The 20,252-nt window shown below is 63.7% G+C and carries 20 protein-coding genes and 1 tRNA gene; 4 read left to right on the forward strand and 17 right to left on the reverse strand.

All coding sequences use genetic code 11. The features are described 5' to 3' along the window. Positions 1 to 44: 44 nt before the first annotated feature. Complete coding sequence (locus ACH2A7_RS00230) at positions 45 to 1,223, reverse strand: GGDEF domain-containing protein (protein ID WP_394958884.1); 1,179 nt, start codon at positions 1,221 to 1,223, stop codon at positions 45 to 47. A 242-nt stretch (positions 1,224 to 1,465) separates the two neighbouring features. Here ACH2A7_RS00230 and ACH2A7_RS00235 point away from each other — a divergent pair, with 242 nt between their 5' ends. Together ACH2A7_RS00235 and ACH2A7_RS00240 are read left to right on the forward strand one after the other, a co-directional pair. Then, positions 1,466 to 2,203 (forward strand): LytR/AlgR family response regulator transcription factor, encoded by a 738-nt coding sequence (locus ACH2A7_RS00235; RefSeq protein ID WP_394958886.1) that lies wholly within the window; start codon positions 1,466 to 1,468, stop codon positions 2,201 to 2,203. After that, complete coding sequence (locus tag ACH2A7_RS00240) at positions 2,200 to 3,489, forward strand: sensor histidine kinase (protein WP_394958888.1); 1,290 nt, start codon at positions 2,200 to 2,202, stop codon at positions 3,487 to 3,489. The genes ACH2A7_RS00235 and ACH2A7_RS00240 overlap by 4 nt, the downstream gene beginning before the upstream one ends. A gap of 219 nt (positions 3,490 to 3,708) precedes the next feature. Here the strand turns inward: ACH2A7_RS00240 and ACH2A7_RS00245 are convergent. From ACH2A7_RS00245 to ACH2A7_RS00275, 7 genes are all read right to left on the reverse strand, one after another. After that, positions 3,709 to 3,784, reverse strand: a tRNA-Ala gene (locus ACH2A7_RS00245). A gap of 92 nt (positions 3,785 to 3,876) precedes the next feature. Further along, positions 3,877 to 5,283, reverse strand: coding sequence for an aminopeptidase (locus ACH2A7_RS00250; RefSeq protein ID WP_394958890.1), 1,407 nt, complete (start codon positions 5,281 to 5,283; stop codon positions 3,877 to 3,879). Positions 5,284 to 5,301: 18 nt separating this feature from the next. After that, positions 5,302 to 5,880: a lytic transglycosylase domain-containing protein gene (locus tag ACH2A7_RS00255; protein WP_394958892.1), complete on the reverse strand. Its 579-nt coding sequence runs from the start codon at positions 5,878 to 5,880 to the stop codon at positions 5,302 to 5,304. Beyond that, positions 5,881 to 6,480 carry a dephospho-CoA kinase gene (gene coaE, locus ACH2A7_RS00260; RefSeq protein WP_394958894.1) on the reverse strand — a complete coding sequence of 200 codons (600 nt, stop codon included), beginning with the start codon at positions 6,478 to 6,480 and terminating at the stop codon, positions 5,881 to 5,883. Next, positions 6,477 to 7,496: an L-threonylcarbamoyladenylate synthase gene (locus ACH2A7_RS00265; RefSeq protein WP_394958896.1), complete on the reverse strand. Its 1,020-nt coding sequence runs from the start codon at positions 7,494 to 7,496 to the stop codon at positions 6,477 to 6,479. The genes coaE and ACH2A7_RS00265 overlap by 4 nt, the downstream gene beginning before the upstream one ends. Beyond that, on the reverse strand, positions 7,493 to 8,581 hold the full coding sequence (gene prfA / locus ACH2A7_RS00270; protein ID WP_394958898.1) for a peptide chain release factor 1: 1,089 nt from the start codon (positions 8,579 to 8,581) through the stop codon (positions 7,493 to 7,495). Before prfA ends, ACH2A7_RS00265 begins: the two co-directional genes overlap by 4 nt. Before the next feature lie 48 nt (positions 8,582 to 8,629). Continuing rightward, positions 8,630 to 8,818: a DUF951 domain-containing protein gene (locus ACH2A7_RS00275; RefSeq protein ID WP_394958900.1), complete on the reverse strand. Its 189-nt coding sequence runs from the start codon at positions 8,816 to 8,818 to the stop codon at positions 8,630 to 8,632. Positions 8,819 to 9,007: 189 nt separating this feature from the next. On the opposite strand from ACH2A7_RS00275, the gene ACH2A7_RS00280 reads away from it, so the two are divergent. After that, the gene (locus tag ACH2A7_RS00280) at positions 9,008 to 9,925 is read left to right on the forward strand and encodes a S1 RNA-binding domain-containing protein (RefSeq protein WP_394958902.1); all 918 of its coding nucleotides are present in this window, start codon (positions 9,008 to 9,010) and stop codon (positions 9,923 to 9,925) included. 57 nt (positions 9,926 to 9,982) lie between these two features. Then, a complete protein-coding gene (locus tag ACH2A7_RS00285) occupies positions 9,983 to 10,555 on the forward strand; it encodes a DUF4364 family protein (protein WP_394958904.1) in 573 nt (190 codons plus the stop codon). Positions 10,556 to 10,636: 81 nt separating this feature from the next. Here ACH2A7_RS00285 and ACH2A7_RS00290 read toward each other — a convergent pair whose 3' ends face one another. The 9 genes from ACH2A7_RS00290 to ACH2A7_RS00330 all read right to left on the reverse strand — a co-directional run bounded on the left by ACH2A7_RS00290 (position 10,637) and on the right by ACH2A7_RS00330 (position 20,242). Beyond that, on the reverse strand, positions 10,637 to 11,245 hold the full coding sequence (locus ACH2A7_RS00290) for a sugar transferase (RefSeq protein WP_394958906.1): 609 nt from the start codon (positions 11,243 to 11,245) through the stop codon (positions 10,637 to 10,639). A gap of 4 nt (positions 11,246 to 11,249) precedes the next feature. Beyond that, complete coding sequence (locus ACH2A7_RS00295) at positions 11,250 to 13,136, reverse strand: polysaccharide biosynthesis protein (RefSeq protein ID WP_394958907.1); 1,887 nt, start codon at positions 13,134 to 13,136, stop codon at positions 11,250 to 11,252. A 289-nt stretch (positions 13,137 to 13,425) separates the two neighbouring features. Then, positions 13,426 to 13,701 (reverse strand): hypothetical protein, encoded by a 276-nt coding sequence (locus ACH2A7_RS00300; protein ID WP_394958909.1) that lies wholly within the window; start codon positions 13,699 to 13,701, stop codon positions 13,426 to 13,428. After that, positions 13,658 to 15,538, reverse strand: a complete 1,881-nt coding sequence (locus ACH2A7_RS00305; protein ID WP_394958911.1) for an FAD-dependent oxidoreductase — start codon at positions 15,536 to 15,538, stop codon at positions 13,658 to 13,660. The genes ACH2A7_RS00300 and ACH2A7_RS00305 overlap by 44 nt, the downstream gene beginning before the upstream one ends. Before the next feature lie 112 nt (positions 15,539 to 15,650). Then, positions 15,651 to 16,154 (reverse strand): AraC family transcriptional regulator, encoded by a 504-nt coding sequence (locus ACH2A7_RS00310; protein WP_394958913.1) that lies wholly within the window; start codon positions 16,152 to 16,154, stop codon positions 15,651 to 15,653. Positions 16,155 to 16,295: 141 nt separating this feature from the next. After that, positions 16,296 to 17,771 (reverse strand): stage IV sporulation protein A, encoded by a 1,476-nt coding sequence (spoIVA, locus tag ACH2A7_RS00315; RefSeq protein ID WP_394958915.1) that lies wholly within the window; start codon positions 17,769 to 17,771, stop codon positions 16,296 to 16,298. Between the two features lie 14 nt (positions 17,772 to 17,785). Further along, positions 17,786 to 19,306 (reverse strand): SPOCS domain-containing protein, encoded by a 1,521-nt coding sequence (locus tag ACH2A7_RS00320; protein ID WP_394958917.1) that lies wholly within the window; start codon positions 19,304 to 19,306, stop codon positions 17,786 to 17,788. 135 nt (positions 19,307 to 19,441) lie between these two features. Next, a complete protein-coding gene (spoVM, locus tag ACH2A7_RS00325; RefSeq protein WP_394959305.1) occupies positions 19,442 to 19,522 on the reverse strand; it encodes a stage V sporulation protein SpoVM in 81 nt (26 codons plus the stop codon). Between the two features lie 99 nt (positions 19,523 to 19,621). Continuing rightward, positions 19,622 to 20,242: a thiamine diphosphokinase gene (locus ACH2A7_RS00330; RefSeq protein ID WP_394958919.1), complete on the reverse strand. Its 621-nt coding sequence runs from the start codon at positions 20,240 to 20,242 to the stop codon at positions 19,622 to 19,624. Positions 20,243 to 20,252: the final 10 nt, after the last annotated feature.

Raw genomic sequence — 20,252 nt, forward strand, 5'->3', positions numbered from 1 at the left:
TGGCTTTGTTTTGTATGGTCTCGCGTTTGGCCGTGAGACGCTTCTCAAGCCATCGCGCTTTCCGCGTGCTGCAGCTTCAAGACACAGCAGCGGCCTCTGCCGCCCTCCTTTGCCTGATACAACACGCGGTCGGTCTCGGCGTACAGCTGCCGGTAACTGCACCGGGGCCGGGTGCAAACGCAGACGCCCACGCTGCAGTGGACCTCCAGCGGGCTGCCCTGCCATCGGATATTCCCCAGCCCTGCCATCAGTCTCTCGCTCAGGGCCATGGCCTGTTCCGGCGTCAAGGGCTGGTCATACAATACCGCGAACTCGTCGCCGCCGATCCGCCCCAGGCCCGCCGCGTCCGGAAAAACACGGCGCATGGCTTCCGCCGTCTCCACCAGCACATGATCCCCGCAGGGATGACCGTAGCGGTCGTTGATCTCCTTGAATTCGTCCAGGTCCACAAGGAACAGGGTCAGCCCATCCATGCCGCCGACGGGCCCCAGGCCGCAAAGCAGCTGCTCCGCCCGGCACTCCACCGTCGTTTTGTTGAGCAGCCCGGTCAGGGGGTCCAGCCGCACCAGTTCCTGCAGTTTGGCGTTTGTCTCCACGATCTGCTTCTGCTGCTTCAGCGTCACAAAGGTGTGATGGGCATGGGTGAGGGAGACGGCCAGAGCCACCACAAAGGTGATGGTCAGGTTGAGCCTGTCGCCCGCCTCCAGCAGCGGAGCCATAACGATACTGAACAGCAGATACCCCGCGGCAAACATCGCCGTTGTGTATGCCGGCGGCGACTGGATCAGCAGGGCCAGCCCCAGCAGCGCCGTTGTGAGCACCGTGGTCTGGGCGGCGGGGTCGCGGTACAGGTCGTACGTGTTGAGGCCCATGTGCCACAGAAAGAGCAGGGCTGTCATAACGCACTGGGCGGCCCACTGCAAGCGCACGGCGGCCCGCCGCAGCGCGGGCCGCAGCGCCAGCCACAAAACCCCGATCAGGATCAGGGCACAGTACATCGAGAAGTAGATCCGATTGTTCCGTGTCCCCAGGCCGGACGAAGACAGAAACACCACTCGGATGATGTTGTAGATCTCCGCGGCAAAAATGATCGCGCAGATGATCCACAGGGAGAAGTTGTTCTTTCGCACCGATTCCCGCAGGAACTCCCGGCGGATGGGTTCGGACGGGCACAGTTCATCGGGCGATTTGGGCCAAAACAGGCCATGGATTTTATGTATCATGGGGTCATCTCTCTTAAAAGCAGCCGCGGTCACTTGCCGCGTCACTGCGTGTTATGCATGTTCGGCCGTTGCCCCCTCTCCGGCGTGACCGGATGAGGTGAAGGTAAAAATTCGCACTTGACGGCCCTTTGGATTCATGCTATTTTCATTGTAAAAATTGCCGTGAAATTGTGAAGTAATTGTTCAAAATTTGATGCTGTATGCGCAAAATTTGTTCCCGGGTGTGAAAAAGGAGGATCCCGATGCTGCAGATCGCCATTTGCGACGATGAGGAAATTCAGCTCCGACAAACGGCGGCGCTGGTGAATACATACCTGCGGGCCCGCCCCGGCGTGAGCGGGCGGATCGCGATGTTTCAAAGCGGCGCCGATCTCCTGGAAAGGGTGCAGAGCGTTTCCGGCTTTGACCTCTATGTGCTGGACATCCTCATGCCGGCAATGAGCGGGATCGACGTCGGCCGCCGCCTGCGCGCGCTGGGCGAGGGCGGCGAGATCGTTTATCTCACCAGTTCCAACGACTTTGCCGCGGACAGCTACGATATCCGGGCCTTTTTCTATCTGCTGAAGCCGGTGGAGCAGGAAAAACTCTTTTTGGTGCTGGACAAGGCGGTGGAGAAGCTGAACCGGCGGCAAAGCAGTTCTGTTGTGGTGACCACGGCGGACGGACCACGGCGTCTTCTGCTGGAGCGCATCCGCTATGTGGAGCGGGTGGGGCGCTGTGTGCGCTATTACTGTGTCGACGGCGCGGTGGACTCCCTGACCATCCGGGTGCCGTTCCGGGAGGCGATCGCCCCCCTGCTGTGCGACCGCCGCTTTCGGCTTTGCGGGGCCAGTTTCGTTCTGAATTTTCAGTATGTGACCGGGGTAAAAGGTCAGACAGCCCTGCTGGACAACGGCCAGGCCATACTGCTGCCGCGCACGGCGGCGGCAGAGTTTAAACGGGCCTGGGGAAATTACTGGCTGGAGGAGCATTCGCTATGACGAACTCTGCTTTTCTCGTCTTTCGCATTCTTTTGATCACGATCATGACGGTGGGAATGATGGCCAGCATGACCGAATTCCGCTTTGGGCGCAAGAAACTGCTTTGCATCGTGACGATCTACAGCGTCTGGGTGGCCTGCTGCAGCCTGGCCCTGCTGTGCCTTGGCGGGGAATTGCTGATACTCCGCGTGTTCTTTTTCACCTTTTCTGTGCCCGCCATCGCGCTCACCTACTGGGCCGCCAACGATACCCCCGCGCAGGCGGTTTTCAACTATATCACACAGATCATGCTGTCTGTGCTGGCCGCCTCGGTGATCCGCCTGATAACAGATTTTTTCGGTCTCTCGCCGCTTGTGAACATTCTGCTGATGATCGCCTTCTACGGGGCGGCGATCTGTCTGGAATGGCGCTTTCTGCGCAGGCCCTTCCGCATGCTGATCAAGGTGATGCCCACCCGTTGTGGCGTGCTCACCCTGATCCCCTGCGTGTTCTGCGGCTACCTGATCTTCGTTGCCTCATGGCCCGGCAGTTATCTTGACAATACGCCGCAGCGGGTGTATGGCTACGCCATGGTCATCCCGCTGGTGGTTGTATACATCTCCGTGTTCAAAAGCCTTTCCGGGCAGTACAAGATGCAGATGGAACGGCAGAGCGTTACCCTGCTGACCATGCAGATTTCGGCTTTGAAAGAAAAACTGCAGAAGGTCAAAGAAGTGGAGAAAAGCATCCGGATCCAGCGTCACGATCTGCGCCATCAGCTTCAGGTCGTGGAAGAGTTGGTGCTGCGGGGAGACCGGGACACCGCCCTGGATTCCCTGAGCGCCGCGCAAAAGCGGCTGGATGAGCGCAAGGAGACACGCTGGTGCCGCCCGCCGGTGCTGGACGCGGTATTCTCTTCTTACTTCCATCAGGCGGAAAAGCAAGACATCACGGTGGAGGCAAACGTTTCCCTGCCCGACGCCCTCCCGGTGGATGAAGGAGAATTGGCCATCGTTCTGGCCAACGCGCTGGAAAACGCCATCCAGGCCAATCTTGCGCTGCCCCGCCAGCGGCGCAGGATCTGCTGCAAGATGATCGGAACCCCCAGCATCATGCTGGAGATATCCAATCCATACGCCGGCAGCATCTCCTTTGACAGCGCCGGCCTGCCGCTCGCCCGGGAGGAGGGGCATGGCCTGGGGGGTGCAGTCCATCTCCGCCTTTTGCCGGAAAAGCGGTGCCGTATGCCAGTACGAAGCCAGGGACGGCCTTTTTTCCTTCCGCATTATCTTGTAACGACGGCGTGACCGTTGCGGGCCAAATGGCGGGTTCTGCGAAGTCATCAAACGCGCTTCACCGGCAAAAAAGGCCCCTGAAAACGAAAGTTTTCAGGGGCCTTTTCAAGCGCCGCACAGGCAACGCCAACAGCAGCGGCAAATTCGCTCCTCACCCGCTTTGCGGGCCGGCAGCGTTTTGGGCGCATGCAAAAAGAGATCCGAACCATTGCGGTTCGGATCTCTTCTTTGTGGTGGAGATGAGGGGGATCGAACCCCTTACCTCTTGAATGCCATTCAAGCGCTCTCCCAAGTGAGCTACACCCCCACGGGCTTGCCGTCTCGCGACTGCTTTGCTATTATAACAAGCCCGGAAAGGAATGTCAACCCCTTTTTTGAGAAAATGCGATCTTTTTTATGTTACTCGGCGCTCTCGTTGAATGCCTTGAATGCCTTGTAGGCCATGTACACGTCGATCTTGGCCACGAGTTCAAAGGGCGAATGCATGCTCAGCACCGGCACGCCCACGTCCAGGGTGTCAATGTCATGGAAAGCCACATACTTGGCCACGGTGCCGCCGCCGCCCTGGTCCACCTTGCCCAGCTCGCCGATCTGCCAGGCGGCGCCGGCGGCGTCAAAGACGCGGGTGAAGTAGCTCATCAGCTCGGCAGAGGCGTCGTTGGAGCCGCCCTTGCCCCGGGACCCGGTGTACTTGGAGATGGCCACACCCTTGCCCACATAGGTGCTGTTCTGCGCCTCAAAGGCGGAGGGGAAGGTGGGGTCGTAGGCGGCGGTCACATCCGCCGACAGGCACTTGGAGTGCTGGAAGCAAAGGATGCTGTCCGCACCCTGGCCCGCGCACAGCTGCTGGATGAAATGGAACACATACATGCTGTTCAGGCCGGTGACGCCCTCGGAGCCGATCTCCTCCTTGTCGGTGAGCACGCAGACGGTGGTGTAGGGAGGCAGCACCGTCTCCATCTCGGCGATCAGGGCGGGATAGGCGTCCACCCGGTCGTCGTGGCCGTAGGCGCCGATAAGCCCGCGGTCAAAGCCCACGTCCTTGGCCTTGCAGGCGGGCACGGCTTCCAGTTCGGCGCTGATGAAGTCCTTCTCGGTGATGCCGTACTTGTCGTGCAGCAGCTTCATGGCCAGCAGCTTGACCCGGTCCTTCACCTCTTCGTCGGCGTAGGGCAGGCTGCCCACCACGATGTTCAGCTCCTCGCCCTTCACGCCTTCGGACAGCTTGCGCTCGTTCTGCTCGGCGCTCAGATGGGGCAGCAGATCGGTGATGCAGAAGACGGGGTCGCCCTCCTCCTCGCCGATGCAGACGTTCACCCGGGTGCCGTCCGCCTTGCAGATCACTCCGTGCAGCGCCAGCGGGGTAGCGACCCACTGATACTTGCGGATGCCGCCGTAATAATGGGTCTTGAACAGGGCCAGTTCGCTGTTCTCATACAGCGGATTGGGCTTGATGTCCAGCCGGGGCGCGTCGGTGTGGGCGATGTTCATGTGCACGCCCTCGGTGAGGGGCTTTTGGCCCACGGTGGCGGCGATGACGCTCTTGGCGCGGTTGTTCACATACACCTTGGAGCCGGGCGCGTAAGCGGTGCCGGGCACAAAGGGAACGTAGCCGTTTTCCTCCAGCAGTTTCACCGTATAGGTGGTCACATCCCGCTCGGTCTTTCCGTTGTCCAGAAACGTCTTGTAGCCCTCGCAGAATTCCGCGGCCGCCTGGTTCAGTTCCTCATTGCCATTCGCCGCGTGGGGCGTTTTGTACAGCAGCTGTTCCGCCAGTTTTTGCCCTTCGGTCTTTTCTTTGCTCATAAAAACTCCTCGCTTTCTTCAGTCCTCATACAAGGCCTGATATCGTTCATAGGCCCGGGTGATCTTGGTCACATACAGGCCCATTTGCTGATAAGGGAAGGTGTGCAGGATATGCCCGTCGGCGGTGTAGTCGCTGCTTTCCAGCAACCCGTCCACCGTGCCCCACCCGCTGTGATAAGCCGCCGCCGCGGTGGACACGTCTCCGTGATACCGCTCCAGGCAGGCGGAAAAATAGTAAACGCCGAAGCGGATGTTCACTGCCGGGTCGTAGAGATCGTCAAACGTGAGGTCCTCGTCGGCGGCTATTTTGCTTTTGATCCAGTCGAAGGTGACCTCGGTGATCTGCATCAGGCCCCGGGCCCCCACGCCGGACTCGGCGGCGGGGTCAAAACCGCTCTCGGTGCGGATCACCGCGTAGATCAGAAGAGGGTCCACCCCGTTTTCAGCGGCGGCGGCCTCCACATAATCGGTATATTTCAGGGGGTAGCGCACCAGATCCAACCGGTGCAATCCCTCCCGCAGGCCCAACACGGCCAGTACAATGACCGCCGCGAACACGGCCAGCCACACGATTCTCTTTGCGATCTTCCTGGTCACTCATGCACCACCTTTCTCCTGTTCCAGCGCCGCTACGGCCTGGCTGCGCAGATGTTCCAGATCTTTGTCGTTGCGGATCTCCCGCGCCGCGACCTTGCGCAGCGCGCGGACGGGCAGCTGGGCCGCCAGCCGGGCGCGGGCCTGCCGCAGGGTGAGGCCATCCCGCTTGCGGATGCGCGCCACGCTCTGTTCGTAGGGCGCGCTCACCAGCCAGATGGCGTCGCAGTATTTTTCAAAGGGCGCGCCCACGATGACCGCGCCGTCCACGAAGAAGAGGGTCTCTCCCCTGCTCTTCGCCTCGTCGGCGGCGGCCAGCAGGCGGGCAACGATCTCCGGGTGGGTGATGTCGATCAATGTTTGCGTGGACGTCTCGTCCCGGAAGGCCCGGGCCGCCAGCTTCTGCCGGTCCACCGCTCCCTGGGCCGTGAATGCATCAGGGCCAAAGGCCGCCGCCAGCTTTGCGAGGCAGGGCGAGCCGGGCTCCAGCACCTGCCGGGCCACCCGGTCGGCGTCCGCCACGGTGTAGCCCAGCTGCCGGTAGAGCGCCGAAACCGCGCTCTTGCCGCTGCCCGAGCGGCCGGTGATGCCGATGATCTTCACAGCTCCACCACCTCAAACGCCGCCGCCCGCACCAGCCGGTTGTAGACGGCCAGGCCCACGCCGTCCACATAGGGGCAGCGGGCATAGACGGTTTGGGCGCCTTTCTCGTCCAGGCGGCGCAGGGCGCTGAACAGTTCCCGGGCCTGGGCCGCGTCGTCCTCTTTCGCGCCGTAGCACACCGAGGGGACCGGCAGCCGTTCGCCCTCGCCGTCAAAGCAGAGGGCCCAGACGCCGGGGCCGGCGTGGGCGCTCACATAGGCGCGGTAAGCCTCAAACCCGCCCCGCAGGATGGTCACATGGGCCTTGGGGGCGTAGTGCTTGTATTTCATGCCGGGGCTGCGGGCGGTCTCCCCTTCCTTCAGCTTGTGGAGCACCGCGCCCGCCAGCGCCACCTCCCGGCCCAGCACCTGTTCCAGCTGCTCTTTGGTGACGAAGCCCGGCCGCAGCAGGGTGGGTTCGTCCCCCGCCAGGGTGACGACGGTGGACTCCACCCCCACGCCGCAGGCGCCGCCGTCCAGGATGAGGGGCAGGCGGCCGTCCATGTCCGCCATCACGTCCTGGGCGATGGTGGGGCTGGGCCCGCCGGAGCGGTTGGCCGAGGGCGCCGCCAGGGGCAGGCCGCTGGCGGCAATGACCGCCTGGGCCACCGGGTGACTGGGCATCCGGATGGCCACCGTGTCCAGCCCGGCGCAGACCTCGTCCGCCACCTTGGGGCCCCGGGGCATGATGATGGTGAGGGGGCCGGGCCAGAAGGCCTCGGCCAGCGCCCTTGCGCCCTCGGGCACGGATGCCACCAGCCCTTCCAGCATCTCCATCCGGTCGATGTGCACGATGAGGGGGTTATCCTGGGGGCGGCCCTTGGCCTCGAAGATCTTTTTGACCGCCGCGCCGTCATAGGCGCTGGCGGCGATGCCGTAGACCGTTTCGGTGGGGATGGCCACGATCTCGCCCGCGCGCAGCAGGTCGGCTGCCTTGTTCACCGAGGCCTCGTCGGCCTGTGTCAGAATGGTTTTCATGGTGTTTCGTCCCTCTCCTGGGCGGCCTGCAGCCGCCGGGTCTGGTCGGCGGTGATGAGGGCGTCCAGCACCTCATCCAGCGCGCCGTTCATCACACTGTCAAGCTTGTAGAGGGTCAGGCCGATGCGGTGATTGGTGACGCGCCCCTGGGGAAAGTTGTAGGTGCGGATGCGCTCCGAGCGGTCGCCCGTGCCCACCTGACTGCGCCGGTCGGCGTCGATGGCGTCCTTTTGGGCCTGCTGCTTTTGGGCCAGCAGACGGCTGCGCAGCACCTTGAGGGCTTTGTCCTTGTTTTTGTACTGGCTGCGCTCATCCTGGCATTCCACCACCATGCCGGTGGGCAGGTGGGTCACCCGGATGGCGCTGGAGGTCTTGTTCACATGCTGACCGCCCGCGCCGGAGGAGCGGAAGGTGTCGATCTTCAGGTCGGCCGGGTCCAGCTGCACATCCACCTCATCGGCCTCGGGCATCACCGCCACCGTGACGGTGGAGGTGTGGATGCGCCCCTGCGTCTCGGTCTCGGGCACCCGCTGCACCCGATGCACGCCGCTCTCGTACTTGAGGCGGCTGTAAGCGCCATCCCCCTGCACCGACACGCTGATCTCCTTCACGCCGCCCAGTTCGGTCTCGCTGAGGCTGAGCACCTCGCACTTCCAGCCCCGGGCGGCGGCGTACATGCTGTACATCCGCCAGAGGCTCGCGGCGAAGAGGGCGGCCTCCTCGCCGCCCGCCCCGCTGCGGATTTCCAGAATGACATTCCGGTCGTCGTTTTCGTCCCGGGGCAGCAGCAGAAGGCGCAGCTTTTCCTCCAGCGCCTCCTGCCGTTTGCGGTTTTCGGCCAGTTCCTCCTGGGCCATCTCCCGGAACTCCGGTTCCAGGCCCCCCTCCTCCAGCAGGCCGCGGGCCTCGGCGCACGCCTTGCACGCCCGCTCGTACTCGTCCAGCGCCTCCATCAGCGGGGTGAGGCGCTTGTATTCCTTCATCAGCGCGGCATATCGCCCGCCGTCGGCCAGGATGGCCGCATCCTGCAGCGAGAGGTTCACCTCTTCGTAGCGGCGGCGCACCCTGCGCAGCTGTTCCAGCATGGATCTGCTCCTTCCTGTTTCGCGTTTTGCCGATGCGAAACAGGCCCGCTACGCCTCGCCGGGGCGCAGGATCTTTTTGATGTTCTTCTCGATCTTGGCCCGGGGGAGCATGATCTCCCGCCCGCAGCCGGTGCAGCGGATCTTGAAATCCATGCCCACCCGCAGCACGTCAAAGCAGGCCGCGCCGCAGGGGTGCGGTTTCTTCGTCAGGATCTGATCGCCCACACGCACATCCACTGGCTGCCCCTCCCTCGCGTTTTTCTTTACACCGCCCGCTTGCAGGCGGGTGCAATTTAATATTATATACCTTTGCATCGTTTTTGCAAATATCCCCCGCCCCGGCCGCATATATTTTTTAAAAACGCGCGCCGCGGGCTGTTTTGCGGCGCAGCGCGGACAAAACCAGACAAAGTGAGGATGGAAACGATGGTGGAATATACCCCCGAGGGCAAGGGCCGGGACGCGCGGCGGCTGAGCGAGGCTCAGCTGGCCGAGGCGTTTGCCGCCGGCAGCATTCTGGAGAGCACGGCGCTGGCCTTTGACCGGGACCGGCAGCTGGTGTTCGAGCTGGCGGGCCATCCCGCCCGGATGCCCCACGACGAGTGCGCCGCCGGCGTGGCCCAGGGCGCGGTGCGGGATGTGGCGCTGCTGACGCGGGTGGGGCGGCCCACCTGCTTTCGCATCCTTGCCCTGCCCGGGGAGGCCGGCGGCGCCTATCTGCTCTCCCGCCGGCTGGCCCAGGAGGAGTGCCGGGCAAACTATCTGGACGCCCTGGCGCCCGGCGACCTTCTGCCCTGCGCGGTGACCCATCTGGAGAGTTTCGGCGCCTTCTGCGATGTGGGCTGCGGCATCAGTGCCCTGCTGCCCATCGACTGTATGTCGGTGTCCCGCATCCAGAGCCCGGCGGACCGGGTGGCGGTGGGCCAGACGCTGACCTGCGCGGTCAAAAGCCGGGATGTGCAGGGCCGGCTGGTGCTGACGCTGCGGGAACTGCTGGGCACCTGGCAGGAGAACGCCGACCGCTTCCGGGCGGGCGAGACGGTGGTGGGGCTGGTGCGCAGCGTGGAGAGCTACGGCGTGTTCATCGAGCTGGCCCCCAACCTTGCCGGGCTGGCGGAGCGCTGCGAAGGGCTGCGGCCGGGCCAGCCGGTGAGCGTGTTCATCAAAAGTATCCTGCCCGACAAGATGAAGATCAAACTGGTGATCGTGAACCGGGAACTGGCGGGCCCGCTCTTTTTCGCCCCCCGGTACTTTGTCACCGAAGGGCGGCTGGAACACTGGGTCTACTCCACGCCGGGCAGCAAAAAGCGCATCGAGACGGATTTTACCGCGGCGGCCTTGTAAAAGCGCAAACTTTTCATTATAATGATTTCTGGAATACCCCGAAAAGGAAGTGAGAAGATGGCCGGAAGTGCCTTTACCTTCGGCGTGAAGCCGGGCGGGCTGACGGAGAACACCGAGGTCCGCATCCTGCTGTGCTATCTGATCAAGACGGTTTCCCCCATGGCGCCCCTCACCCGCCCGGAGATCGAGCAGGCGCTGCTGGGCGAGCAGCTGGTGAATTATTTTGAACTGAGCGCGGGCCTGGCGGACCTGGAGGAGAACGGCCTTGCCACCGTGGACGAGGCGGGCGGCTGGTCCATCACCCCCAAGGGCCTGGCGGTGGCGGACGAACTCAGCATCGACCTTTTGCCCCGCACGGTGCGGGAGGCGGCGGTGCGGGCGGCGGTGCGGGCCCAGCAGTGGGCGCGCAAGGCGGCCCAGCACAAGGCCGAGGTGGAAAAGACCGGCGACGGCTATGTGGTGCGCTGCTCCATCTCCGAGATGGGCAGCCGGCTGTTCGCGCTGGAGGTGCTGCTGCCCGACGCCATGACCGCCGAGATGGCGAAACATTCCTTCATCGAGCACGGCAGCGACCTCTACGCCCTGGTGCTGGGCTCCCTCGCCACGCCGGGCGAGGAGGAAAAGCCCTGACCTGCGGGCGGCGGTGACACCAATCTACAAAAAGCGGCGCCCATTGAGCATTGTCTGCTCAATGGGCGCCGCTTGTTTCATTCAGGGGTCCTGCCCTTGATCGGGCTGCTTGCCCTCCACCACGCCCTCGTGGTGCAGCACGCTGCCGATGGTGCGAAAGAAGATCTTCACATCCAGCCCGAAAGAGAGGTTTTTTGCGTAATAGCCGTCCAGCTCGGCCTTTACCGGGATGGGCAGTTCGTCCCGTCCGTGCACCTGGGCGTAGCCGGTGAGGCCCGGCACACAGTCGTTGGCACCGTATTTGTCCCGCTCGGCCACCAGGTCGTCCTGGTTCCAGAGCGCGGGCCGCGGCCCCACCACGCTCATCTGGCCCAGAAAAATGTTGAAGATCTGGGGCAGTTCGTCCAGACTGGTGCGGCGCAGGAAACGCCCCGCGCTGGTGATGAAGGCGTCGGGGTTTTCCAGCAGGTGGGTGGGCATGTCGTGGGGGGTGTCGATGCGCATGGTGCGGAACTTATAGATGCGGAAAAAGGTCTTGCCCCTGCCCACCCTCTTTTGGGTAAAGAGCACCGGCCCCGGCGAGGATGCCTTGACCCACAGGGCGATGACCGCCAGCACCGGCGAGAGGCAGACGATGGCCAGGCCGCTGCACACCAGGTCCAGCGCGCGTTTGCCGAATCGCTTGTACACCGTGTCAGCCCTCCCCCATGCTGGTCTCGTCCCGCCGGTGGCGGAAGGTAGGCACCATGTCGGTGAGTGCCTGCACCAGATTTTCGCTGTTGTTGCTGTAGGCGATCTGCTTCAAGGTCATCAGGTGGTCGAAGAAGGTCTGGTTGTTCATCTTCAGCGGCGCGCCGATGTAAATCTTGCGGTTGTCGGTCTTGCGCAGGCCCTCCTCGTCCATCAGCATCTCCTCGTAGAGTTTTTCGCCGGGGCGCAGGCCGGTGAACACGATCTGGATGTCCTTGTAGGGGATGAAGCCGGAGAGTTTGATGAGGTTCTCCGCCAGGTCCAGGATGCGCATGGGCTTGCCCATGTCCAGCACGAAGATCTCGCCGCCGTTGGCCATGGCGCCGGCCTCCAGCACCAGGCTCACCGCCTCGGAGATGGTCATGAAATAGCGCACGATGTCCGGGTGGGTGACGGTGACCGGGCCGCCCGCGGCGATCTGGTCCTTGAACAGGGGGATGACCGACCCGTTGGAGCCCAGCACGTTGCCGAAGCGCACGGCGGCAAAGCTGGTCTTGCTGCGCTGGGCCATGGCCTGCACCACCATCTCGCACAGGCGCTTGGTGGCGCCCATCACGTTGGTGGGGTTCACCGCCTTGTCGGTGGAGATGAGCACAAACCGCTCGGCCCCGTACTTGTCGGCGGACACCGCCACGTTGTAGGTGCCGAACACGTTGTTCTTCACCGCTTCCTCGGGGCTGTCCTCCATCAGGGGCACATGCTTGTGAGCCGCCGCGTGGAACACCACCTGCGGGCGCAGGCGGCTGAACAGCGCGTCCATCTTGCGGGAGTCGCGCACCGAAGCGATGAGCACCTCCAGCTTCAGCCCGTCGCCGTATTTGCGGCGCAGCTCCTGCTGGATGGCGTAGGCGTTGTTCTCGTAGATGTCCACGATGATGAGCATCGCGGGCTTGCAGCTGGCGATCTGGCGGCAGAGTTCCGAGCCGATGGAACCGCCGCCGCCGGTGACCATGATCCGCTTGCCGCCTACGAACTGGGTGATCAGGCTGGACAGCTGGACTTCGTCCCGGCCCAGCAGGTCCTCCACCTTCACGTCGCGGATGCGGCTGGCAAGATCCTTGCCGTCGGTGATCATCTTGACGATGTCCGGCAGGATCTTCACGTTGCACTTGGTACGGTTGCAGATGGAAAGCACCCGCCGGCGGTTTTCCTCGCTCATGGTGGGGATGGCCAGCAGGATGGTCTCGATCTCGCAGCGCTCCACCAGTTCGGGGATGTCCTCGGTGGTGCCCATGATCTGCACGCCCATGATGTAGCGGCCCTGCTTTTCGGGCGCGTCGTCCACACAGCAGATGATGTTCATCTCGGGGTTGGAAGCCTTGTACTGCTCGTGCAGCAGGGTGCTGGCGGCGTCGCCCGCGCCGATGAGCAGGGTGCGCCGCGCCTGCCGCTTGCCCTGCCGCCCCAGCTTGACGTTGCGGTACATTCGATAGGTCAGGCGGGAGTACAGCGTGAGCGCCACCGCGAACAGGGCGCTGAGGAAGTAGACCGACCGCGGCACCTGGGTGTCGTTAAAAATGAACAGCGACGACACCACAAACAGCGCCACCGCGATGACCGACGCCACGCACAGCCGGAAGAACTCCACGATCTCGGCATAGCGCCAGAGGCTGTCGTACATCCCCATGAGGCCATAGACGATCTCAAAACAGCTGACAAACAAAAACCAGCTGGCAACAAGCAGGCTGGCGTATCTCTGGTAATCGGCCCGGCCGTTGATGAGCACCCAGGGCGCGATGTAGGCCAGGGAGAGCACCAGTATGTCGAAGGCGATCAGTATTTGTTTTCGGAACCGGCTGAGCAGCCGGGAAAAGGTTTTGCCCAAAACCATCACCAATTCTTTTGCATTTGTCCCCTGCCGCGGGACCGATGGAAAAGCGTCGCACAGCGGGCGCGCCCAGCCGCGCGGGACACAGTTTTCTTTACTCTTTTGTTATATTTTACAACATCCGGGCCGCAGAATCAATCCACATTTTATAGTCTGCCCGTTTGCGGGCGCGAAAACCGTCGTTCCCGGGCGCGGGCGCGGCAGAAGAAACGGGACCCGGCCCGGCTTTTCCCGCCGGACCGGATCCCGTTTTTTTCCTTCAGCGCACTGCCTTATTCCTCGGGCAAACCGCTCAGCGCATGAGCTGGCCGCGCACGTCGGCGGGCAGATCGTCCACTACGCTGTGGTTGGGGTTCATGAGCACGCTCTCCTCCAGCTTCAGGCCGAAGGTGGCGCCCTCCATCACCGCGGCATGCAGGTTGCGGGGAGACTTGCTGTCGCCCGCGTTCACCACCGGCACACCGGCCGCCCGCAGCTGGTCGAACAGCTCCGTGTTGGACCGGGTGTTGCAGGTGATGACGTCATCAATGGCAAGTTCGGTGCGCCGGAAGTTTCTGTCCATCAGCACCACCTTGCCCTCCTCGACGCTGTACACCGTGCTGTTCTCGTACACCTTGACGGGGTACTTGAAGGGCTCGCTGTGCAGCGCCTCGGCGTCCGTCTGGGCAAAGCGCTTGCGCAGCACATACATATGGATGACCTCCACGCTGGCGCCGAACTCCTTTTTGTCGGTGACGATGGTCACGTCCTTGCCCATGCCCGCCAGCGCGGCGGCGGTGTCGGCGGCGGCGTAGTGGTCGCCCCCAGACCAGCACCTTTTCGCCGGTCCGGCGCATCTTGCGGTCGCCCGGATGGAACGGACAGTTCACCTTGGGGCAGGCGATGGCCTGCTCAAAGGGCACCACCCGCTCGGCGCCGATGCACTCGGGCACATAACTCACCGCGCCGGTGGCGTTGAGCACCACGTCGAACTCCTTCAGCTGCTCCACGGTGGGGCTGGTGTGCAGCCGGACGTCCACATTCAGATCCTTGATCTGGCCGCGGATCCAGTCGGCGTACCACTTCATCTTCTCCTTGCCGGGGGCCATGCAGCAGCCCAGGATCGCGCCGCCCAGCTCACCCGTCTTCTCGAACAGGGTGACCTTGTGCCCGCGGACGGTGGCGATGCGGGCCGCCTCCATGCCGGCGGGGCCGCCGCCCACGATGCCCACCTTCAGGGGCGTGGCGGCGGGCTGGAGGTCGTCGAACTCCATATGCCCGCAGGCGGGGTTGATGGCGCAGCCGATCTCCTTCTTTGCCATCATGCTCTCCTGCCAGCAGCCGGTGAGGCAGGAGATGCAGCGGCGGATCTGCTCGGGCTTGCCCATATAGGCCTTCATCGGCCAGTAGGGATCGCACAGCAGCTGCCGGGCCAGGCCGATCATGTCGGTGTCGCCGTTGGCCACCAGCTGATCGCAGTAGTCGGGGTTGCGGAAGGTGTGGCTGTTGATCACCGGGATGGAGACCGCCTTCTTCACCGCCTGGGAGGCGTACACCGTCCAGCCCTCGGGATAGTACATGGGGTCAAAGCCCGCGCCGGGGCTCTCCTGGATGCACTGGCTCAGGTCCAGCGCGGCCACGCCGGCCTGTTCGAACTCCACGGCCATGCGCACGCTCTCCTCCAGTTCGCGGCCGCCCTCCACCCATTCGTCCACCGAATAGCGCACCAGGATGGGGAAATCCTTGCCGCACTTTTTCTGGATGGAGGAGATGATGGCCAGCGGGAAGCGCATCCGGTTCTCAAAGCTGCCGCCCCAGCGGTCGATGCGCTTGTTGAGATAGGGGGACATGAACTGGGAGATCAGATATCCGTGGGCGGCGTGCAGCTCCACGCCGTCGAACCCCGCCTGCTTGACACGCCAGGCGGCCTCGGAGAATTTGTCCACCATATCCACCACTTCCTCGGTGGTCATGGCGCGCACGGGCTTGCCCTTCTCCTCGGCGTTCTCATAGACGATCTCGTGGCCGGCGCTCCAGGGCAGCTTGACCACCATGTCCGTGGCGGACATGGTGTTGTAGCGGGGCACGGCGCACTGACGGCCGGGATGCTGCAGCTGCACCACGCATTTCGCGCCGTACTTGTGCATCCCCTCGGCAAGGCGGGCCAGGCCGGGGATGAAGGTGTCGCTGTCCGCCACGAGGCCGGTCACGGTGGGGCGGCCGGTCTTGCCGTCCGGCGAGGTGGCGCCCACGATGATGAGGCCCGCGCCGCCCTTGGCGATCTCGCTGTGATGATGGATATCCCGCTCGCTCACCGAACCGTCGGCGTTGGAGGAGCTGACGTCGGTGGGCACATGGCAGATGCGGTTGGGCACCGTCATATTGCCGATCCGGATGGGCGTAAACAGATGTTCATAGTGCGGCATGAAGATCGCTCCTTTTCCTGCAAGATATACAAAAAAATGTGCAAACGAGCACAGCTTCTGTTTTTATTGTATATCTTCCCTAAAAGACAGGAAATGTCAAAAGCGACTTCATTTATATCAGATCCGGCTGTTCTTGCTGCGCGCCCCGGAGCGTGGCGCGCCAGGCGCTGGGGGTGATCCCCTCCGTTTTCTGGAACATTTTGTAAAAATAATAGGGGTTGGAAAAGCCGGCCTCCCGCACCGCGGCGGCGATGGGCATCCCCGTGGAGGCGATGAGCCGCCGGGCCTCCAGATAGCGCAGGTTGCTCACATACTCCTGAAAACTCATGTGCATCTCCTGCCGGAACAGATGCCGGAAGCGGGTGTCCTCGCCGGGGGTGCGCGCCGTGCCGTGGCGCTCCAGGTCGTTGGCCAGGAAGAGGTCGCCGGCGCGGTAGTCGTAGCGGCGGTCCTCAAAGTAAAAGGCGCCCGACCCCGCCGTGCACACCCCCAGCTCACAGTAATTGTGCCAGTGCAGCCGGGGCGCGCCGCGGTCAAGGCTGTCGGTCACGGTGTATTCCAGCACCGAAAAGGGGAACTCCGCGTTCAGGCGGTAATCCCAGAAAAAGCTCTCCATCCTCTCGCCTCCTTCCTTCGCCCTGATTGTACCATCAACGACGCCCGGGACGCAAGGCCCGCCGCGAACGACAAAGCAGGAGGGCCGCCCGGGGGGCGGTCCTCCTGCTTGTCGCGAAGCGGGCGTGACGGGCAAGGCCGTTCACAGGATGATGCAGATGAGGCCGGAGCAGCCCTCGTTGATCACCCGCTCCAGCGTTTCCTGCAGGCGGGCGCGGGCCTCCTGGGGCATGTGCAGCAGCTTGTTCTGCAGCCCCTCGTTCACCAGTTCGTGCAGGCTCTTGCCGAAGATGTTGGACTCCCAGATCTTGATGGGGTCCTGCTCGAAGTCCTGCAGCAGGCTCATCACCAGCTCCTCGCTCTGGCGCTCGGAGCCCACGATGGGCGAGATTTCGGTGTGGATGGTGGCCTTGAGCAGGTGGATGGAGGGGGCGCTGGCCTTGAGGCGCACGCCGTAGCGCCCGCCCTGGCGCACGATCTCCGGCTCCTCCAGGTGCAGTTCGTTCAGGGTGGGCATCACGATGCCGTAGCCGGTGGCCTCCACCTGCTCGATGGCGCTGCGGATCTTCTCGTACTCCCGCTTGGCCTTGGCAAGACCGATAATGCAGGGCATCAGGCTGGCCTCGTCGCAAATTTCCAGGCCGGTGGTCTCGCCCAACACCCGGTAGAAGATGTCCGGCTCCAGTTCCAGTTCCATGGTGACCTTGCCGGTGGCCAGCTGCATGCTGCGCACCCGGGCGCTCTTGAGATACTCGCACTGCAGCGCGGCGGTCCCCTCGGCCACATCCTTCATCTGGCTGATGGAGGCGGCGTAGTTCTGGGCTGCGGTGTACACCGCGCTCTGCAGCCAGTGGTCCGGTTCCAGCATGGTGATCCACCGGGGCATGGCGAAGGCGATCTCCTTCACATCGAACTCGTAGAGCACACTCTGCAGGATGCGGTCGATGACCGCCGCGTCCAGGTCCACGCAGCTCACCGGCAGCACCGTGTGGCCATACTCCTCCTCCATCTGCTGCGCCAGCTGGCGGGCGGAGGCGCTGTCCGGCTCCACGCAGTTGAGCAGGATGACAAAGGGCTTGTGGATCTGGCAAAGTTCCGTGATGACACGCTGCTCGGCGTCCTTGTACTTTTCCCGGGGGATATCGCTGATGGAGCCGTCGGTGGTGATGACGAGGCCGATGGTAGAGTGATCCCGGATGACCTTGCGGGTGCCCGTTTCGGCGGCCACATCGAAGGGCACCTCCTCCTCAAACCAGGGGCTCTTGACCATGCGGGGCTTGTCGTTCTCCTCGTGGCCCATGGCCCCCTCCACCATGTAGCCCACGCAGTCGATGAGGCGGGCGTTGAAGCTGCCGCCGCCCTCCAGTTCCACCGTCACCGCCGTTTCGGGGATGAACTTGGGCTCGGTGGTCATGATGGTGCGCCCCGCCGCCGACTGGGGCAGTTCGTCCCGGGCGCGGGTCTTGACCGCGGGCACGGTGAGCCGGGGCAGGATGAGTTCCTCCATGAACTTCTTCACAAAGGTGCTCTTGCCGGTGCGCACCGGGCCCACCACGCCGATGTAGATGTCGCCGCCGGTGCGGGCCGCGATGTCCTTGTACACGTTGCTGCTTTCCATACGCCGACCTCCTTTCAAACGGTCATGGGCACCAGCAGCCGGGCCGGCGCGGCCAGCTGCAGGTCCTCCAGGTGATTCAGTTTCATCATGGCCGCCGGGGGCACATGGTAGTGCTTGGCGATGTCGAAGATGTTCTCCCCCGCCGCGGCGTAGCAGATGCGCAGGGCCACGTCCGGCTCGGGGTTCTCCAGCGCGGTTTCGCAGGCGATGGTGTCCACCACCGTCTCCTTGGTGCGGCGGAACACCAGGCCCCGCACCCGGACGGAGACGCGCACCGTCACCTCGCCGCCGCTGATCACCGGCTGGGCCGCCACCACCACCGGCCAGCACTCGGCGCGGTACTGGTCGGCGGTGCCGGGCCAGACGTCGGGCAGCTGGTAGTCGAAGGTTTTGTCGTAGCAGTCGATCTCGCCCAGGGAATTCATGCACAGCACATGGGCGCACGCACGCCCTCCCAGGCTGACGCCGCCGCCCTCCGCCGCCACCCACTCCAGGGGATGCAGCGTGACCAGGCAGCCGATCAGCCGGGCGCCCTCGTCCGGCAGGGTGCCGGAGGCGGTGGCCTCCACCGTGCGGTTCAGCGTCTCGGCCAGCTGCTCGGCGGTGACGGTCTTGTAGGTGACGTCGGCGCTGTACTGGGTGGAGAAGGCGTCGCTGACCACATAGCACTCCACCTGGCGCACCATGCGCAGATGCAGCATGGCGGTGACGGTGAGGGTGCTGGCTCCCTCCTGCCCCGCCGCCGCGGTGAGGGTGCAGCCGATCATCTCCACCTCCGCGAAGGCGGTGGCGTCCTCGGGGGCGCTGTCCAGGTCAATGATCTGGTTGAAGGGCACCGCCTGTTCCACCGTTTCCAGCTGGTAGCCCGGCTGGCTGCGGTAGGTCAGCGCCACCTGGATGCGGCCCTTGACCACCGCCTTGCCGGTGATGACCTTGACCTCGTCCACCTGGCCCACGCCGGAAATGTCGATCACCGCCTGCACCTGGCCGGACAGAGGCACCTCCTCCTCGGCGGTGAGCAGCTTATCCAGGTTCGCCACCGTGCGCAGCCCGTTGACGGGTATGAGTTTCTGCTCCGCGCCGCAGTCCGCCAGGGCGGTGATGACCTCCTGCTCGCTCTGGGCGCACACCTGCGCCGCCAGGGCATAGGCGCCCCGCACGTCCACCCGGCGCTGGTTCACCGCCCGGCAGTTGAGATATTCCACCTCGCCGCTGACCATGACCGAATAGCCCTGATGCTCCCCTTCCGGCAGGTCCATCGCCCGGGTGAAGGGGATCTTCTGCTCGATCTGGCACAGGCTCTGCTCCTCCTCGGCCTGGTAGTAGACCACACAGCGCAGATAGCCCTCCACCGTGAGGCGGCCGGGTACCACCTGCTTTTGCAGGGTGACCGGATAGACAAAACACTTGACGATCTTGAAGACCTGCGGCAGATAGTCCGGGATGAGAAGTTCCGTTTCAATGGGCAGCTCGGCCTTGGTCTCCCACAGGCTGCCCATGGTGGATAAGGTATCTCTAAACACCTTGAGTTCCATTGTTTCGCCCCTTTCGCGTGTTCTGACACATGTATATTCACGTCGCGGGGGGCATATGCCGCGAAACGGGACAAACAAGGCAGCGCCCGCGCGCCGGTTTTCACCGGCGCGCGGGCGCTGCCCTGACGGGGGCGTTCACCCCTCTTTTTTGATCTTGAACAAGGCGCGCAAGAGCCCCGCAAGACACTTCGGACTTTTGACCACGACCACCTGCATGGCGCATCCCCCTTTTCAATGGCACTTTTGTGTGGATACGCCATTATATCCTGTGGGGGCGGAAAATGTGCACAGGGCGTGTTTTTTCCCTCAAAAGGCTCATTTTGGCGCGCGCACCAGCAGCAGGCTGCCCGTTTGCAGCCGCACCTCGGCGCCGCCTGGCAGCGTCTCGTTGCTGGCGCCCAGCGTAGCGTCCGGCACCAGGCGGGCGTTTTGCAGGGGGTATTTTGCCCCGGTGATGCACACCCCTTCGACCGCGCCCTCCAGCGGGAAAAGGGAAAAATAGGCCGCCGCATCGTGCTCCACCCGCGCCGGCCGGCCGGGCAGCACATAGCGCAGCACCGCTCCCCGCCCGGCGATGGTCACCTCCGCGCCCTGCTTTGCCAGCCAGAGACCGGCGGCGATGGCGGCGAGGCTGTGGTCCAGCCGCGCGCCGCCCAGCACCCCCAGGATGAGGGCCTCTCCAAACCCCTTTTCCGCCGCCAGCCGGGCGGCGTAGTGGGTGTCGGTGTCGTCCTTCTCCGCGGGCAGCACCACAAGATTTTTTCCCTGCGGGCGGGGGGCGGAGTCAAAATCCCCCACGATCAGATCGGGTGTGACCCCCAGCGCCCGGGCGTTTTGATAGCCCGCGTCGCAGGCGATGATATAATCGCCGGGCAAAAACAGGGTTTTCTGTTCCGGCTCCACCGGCCCGGCTCCAATGATGACACAGCGTGACATGGCCGCCCTC

This window comes from Candidatus Allofournierella merdavium (genome assembly GCF_944382735.1).
Lineage (GTDB): Bacteria > Bacillota > Clostridia > Oscillospirales > Ruminococcaceae > Allofournierella_A > Allofournierella_A merdavium.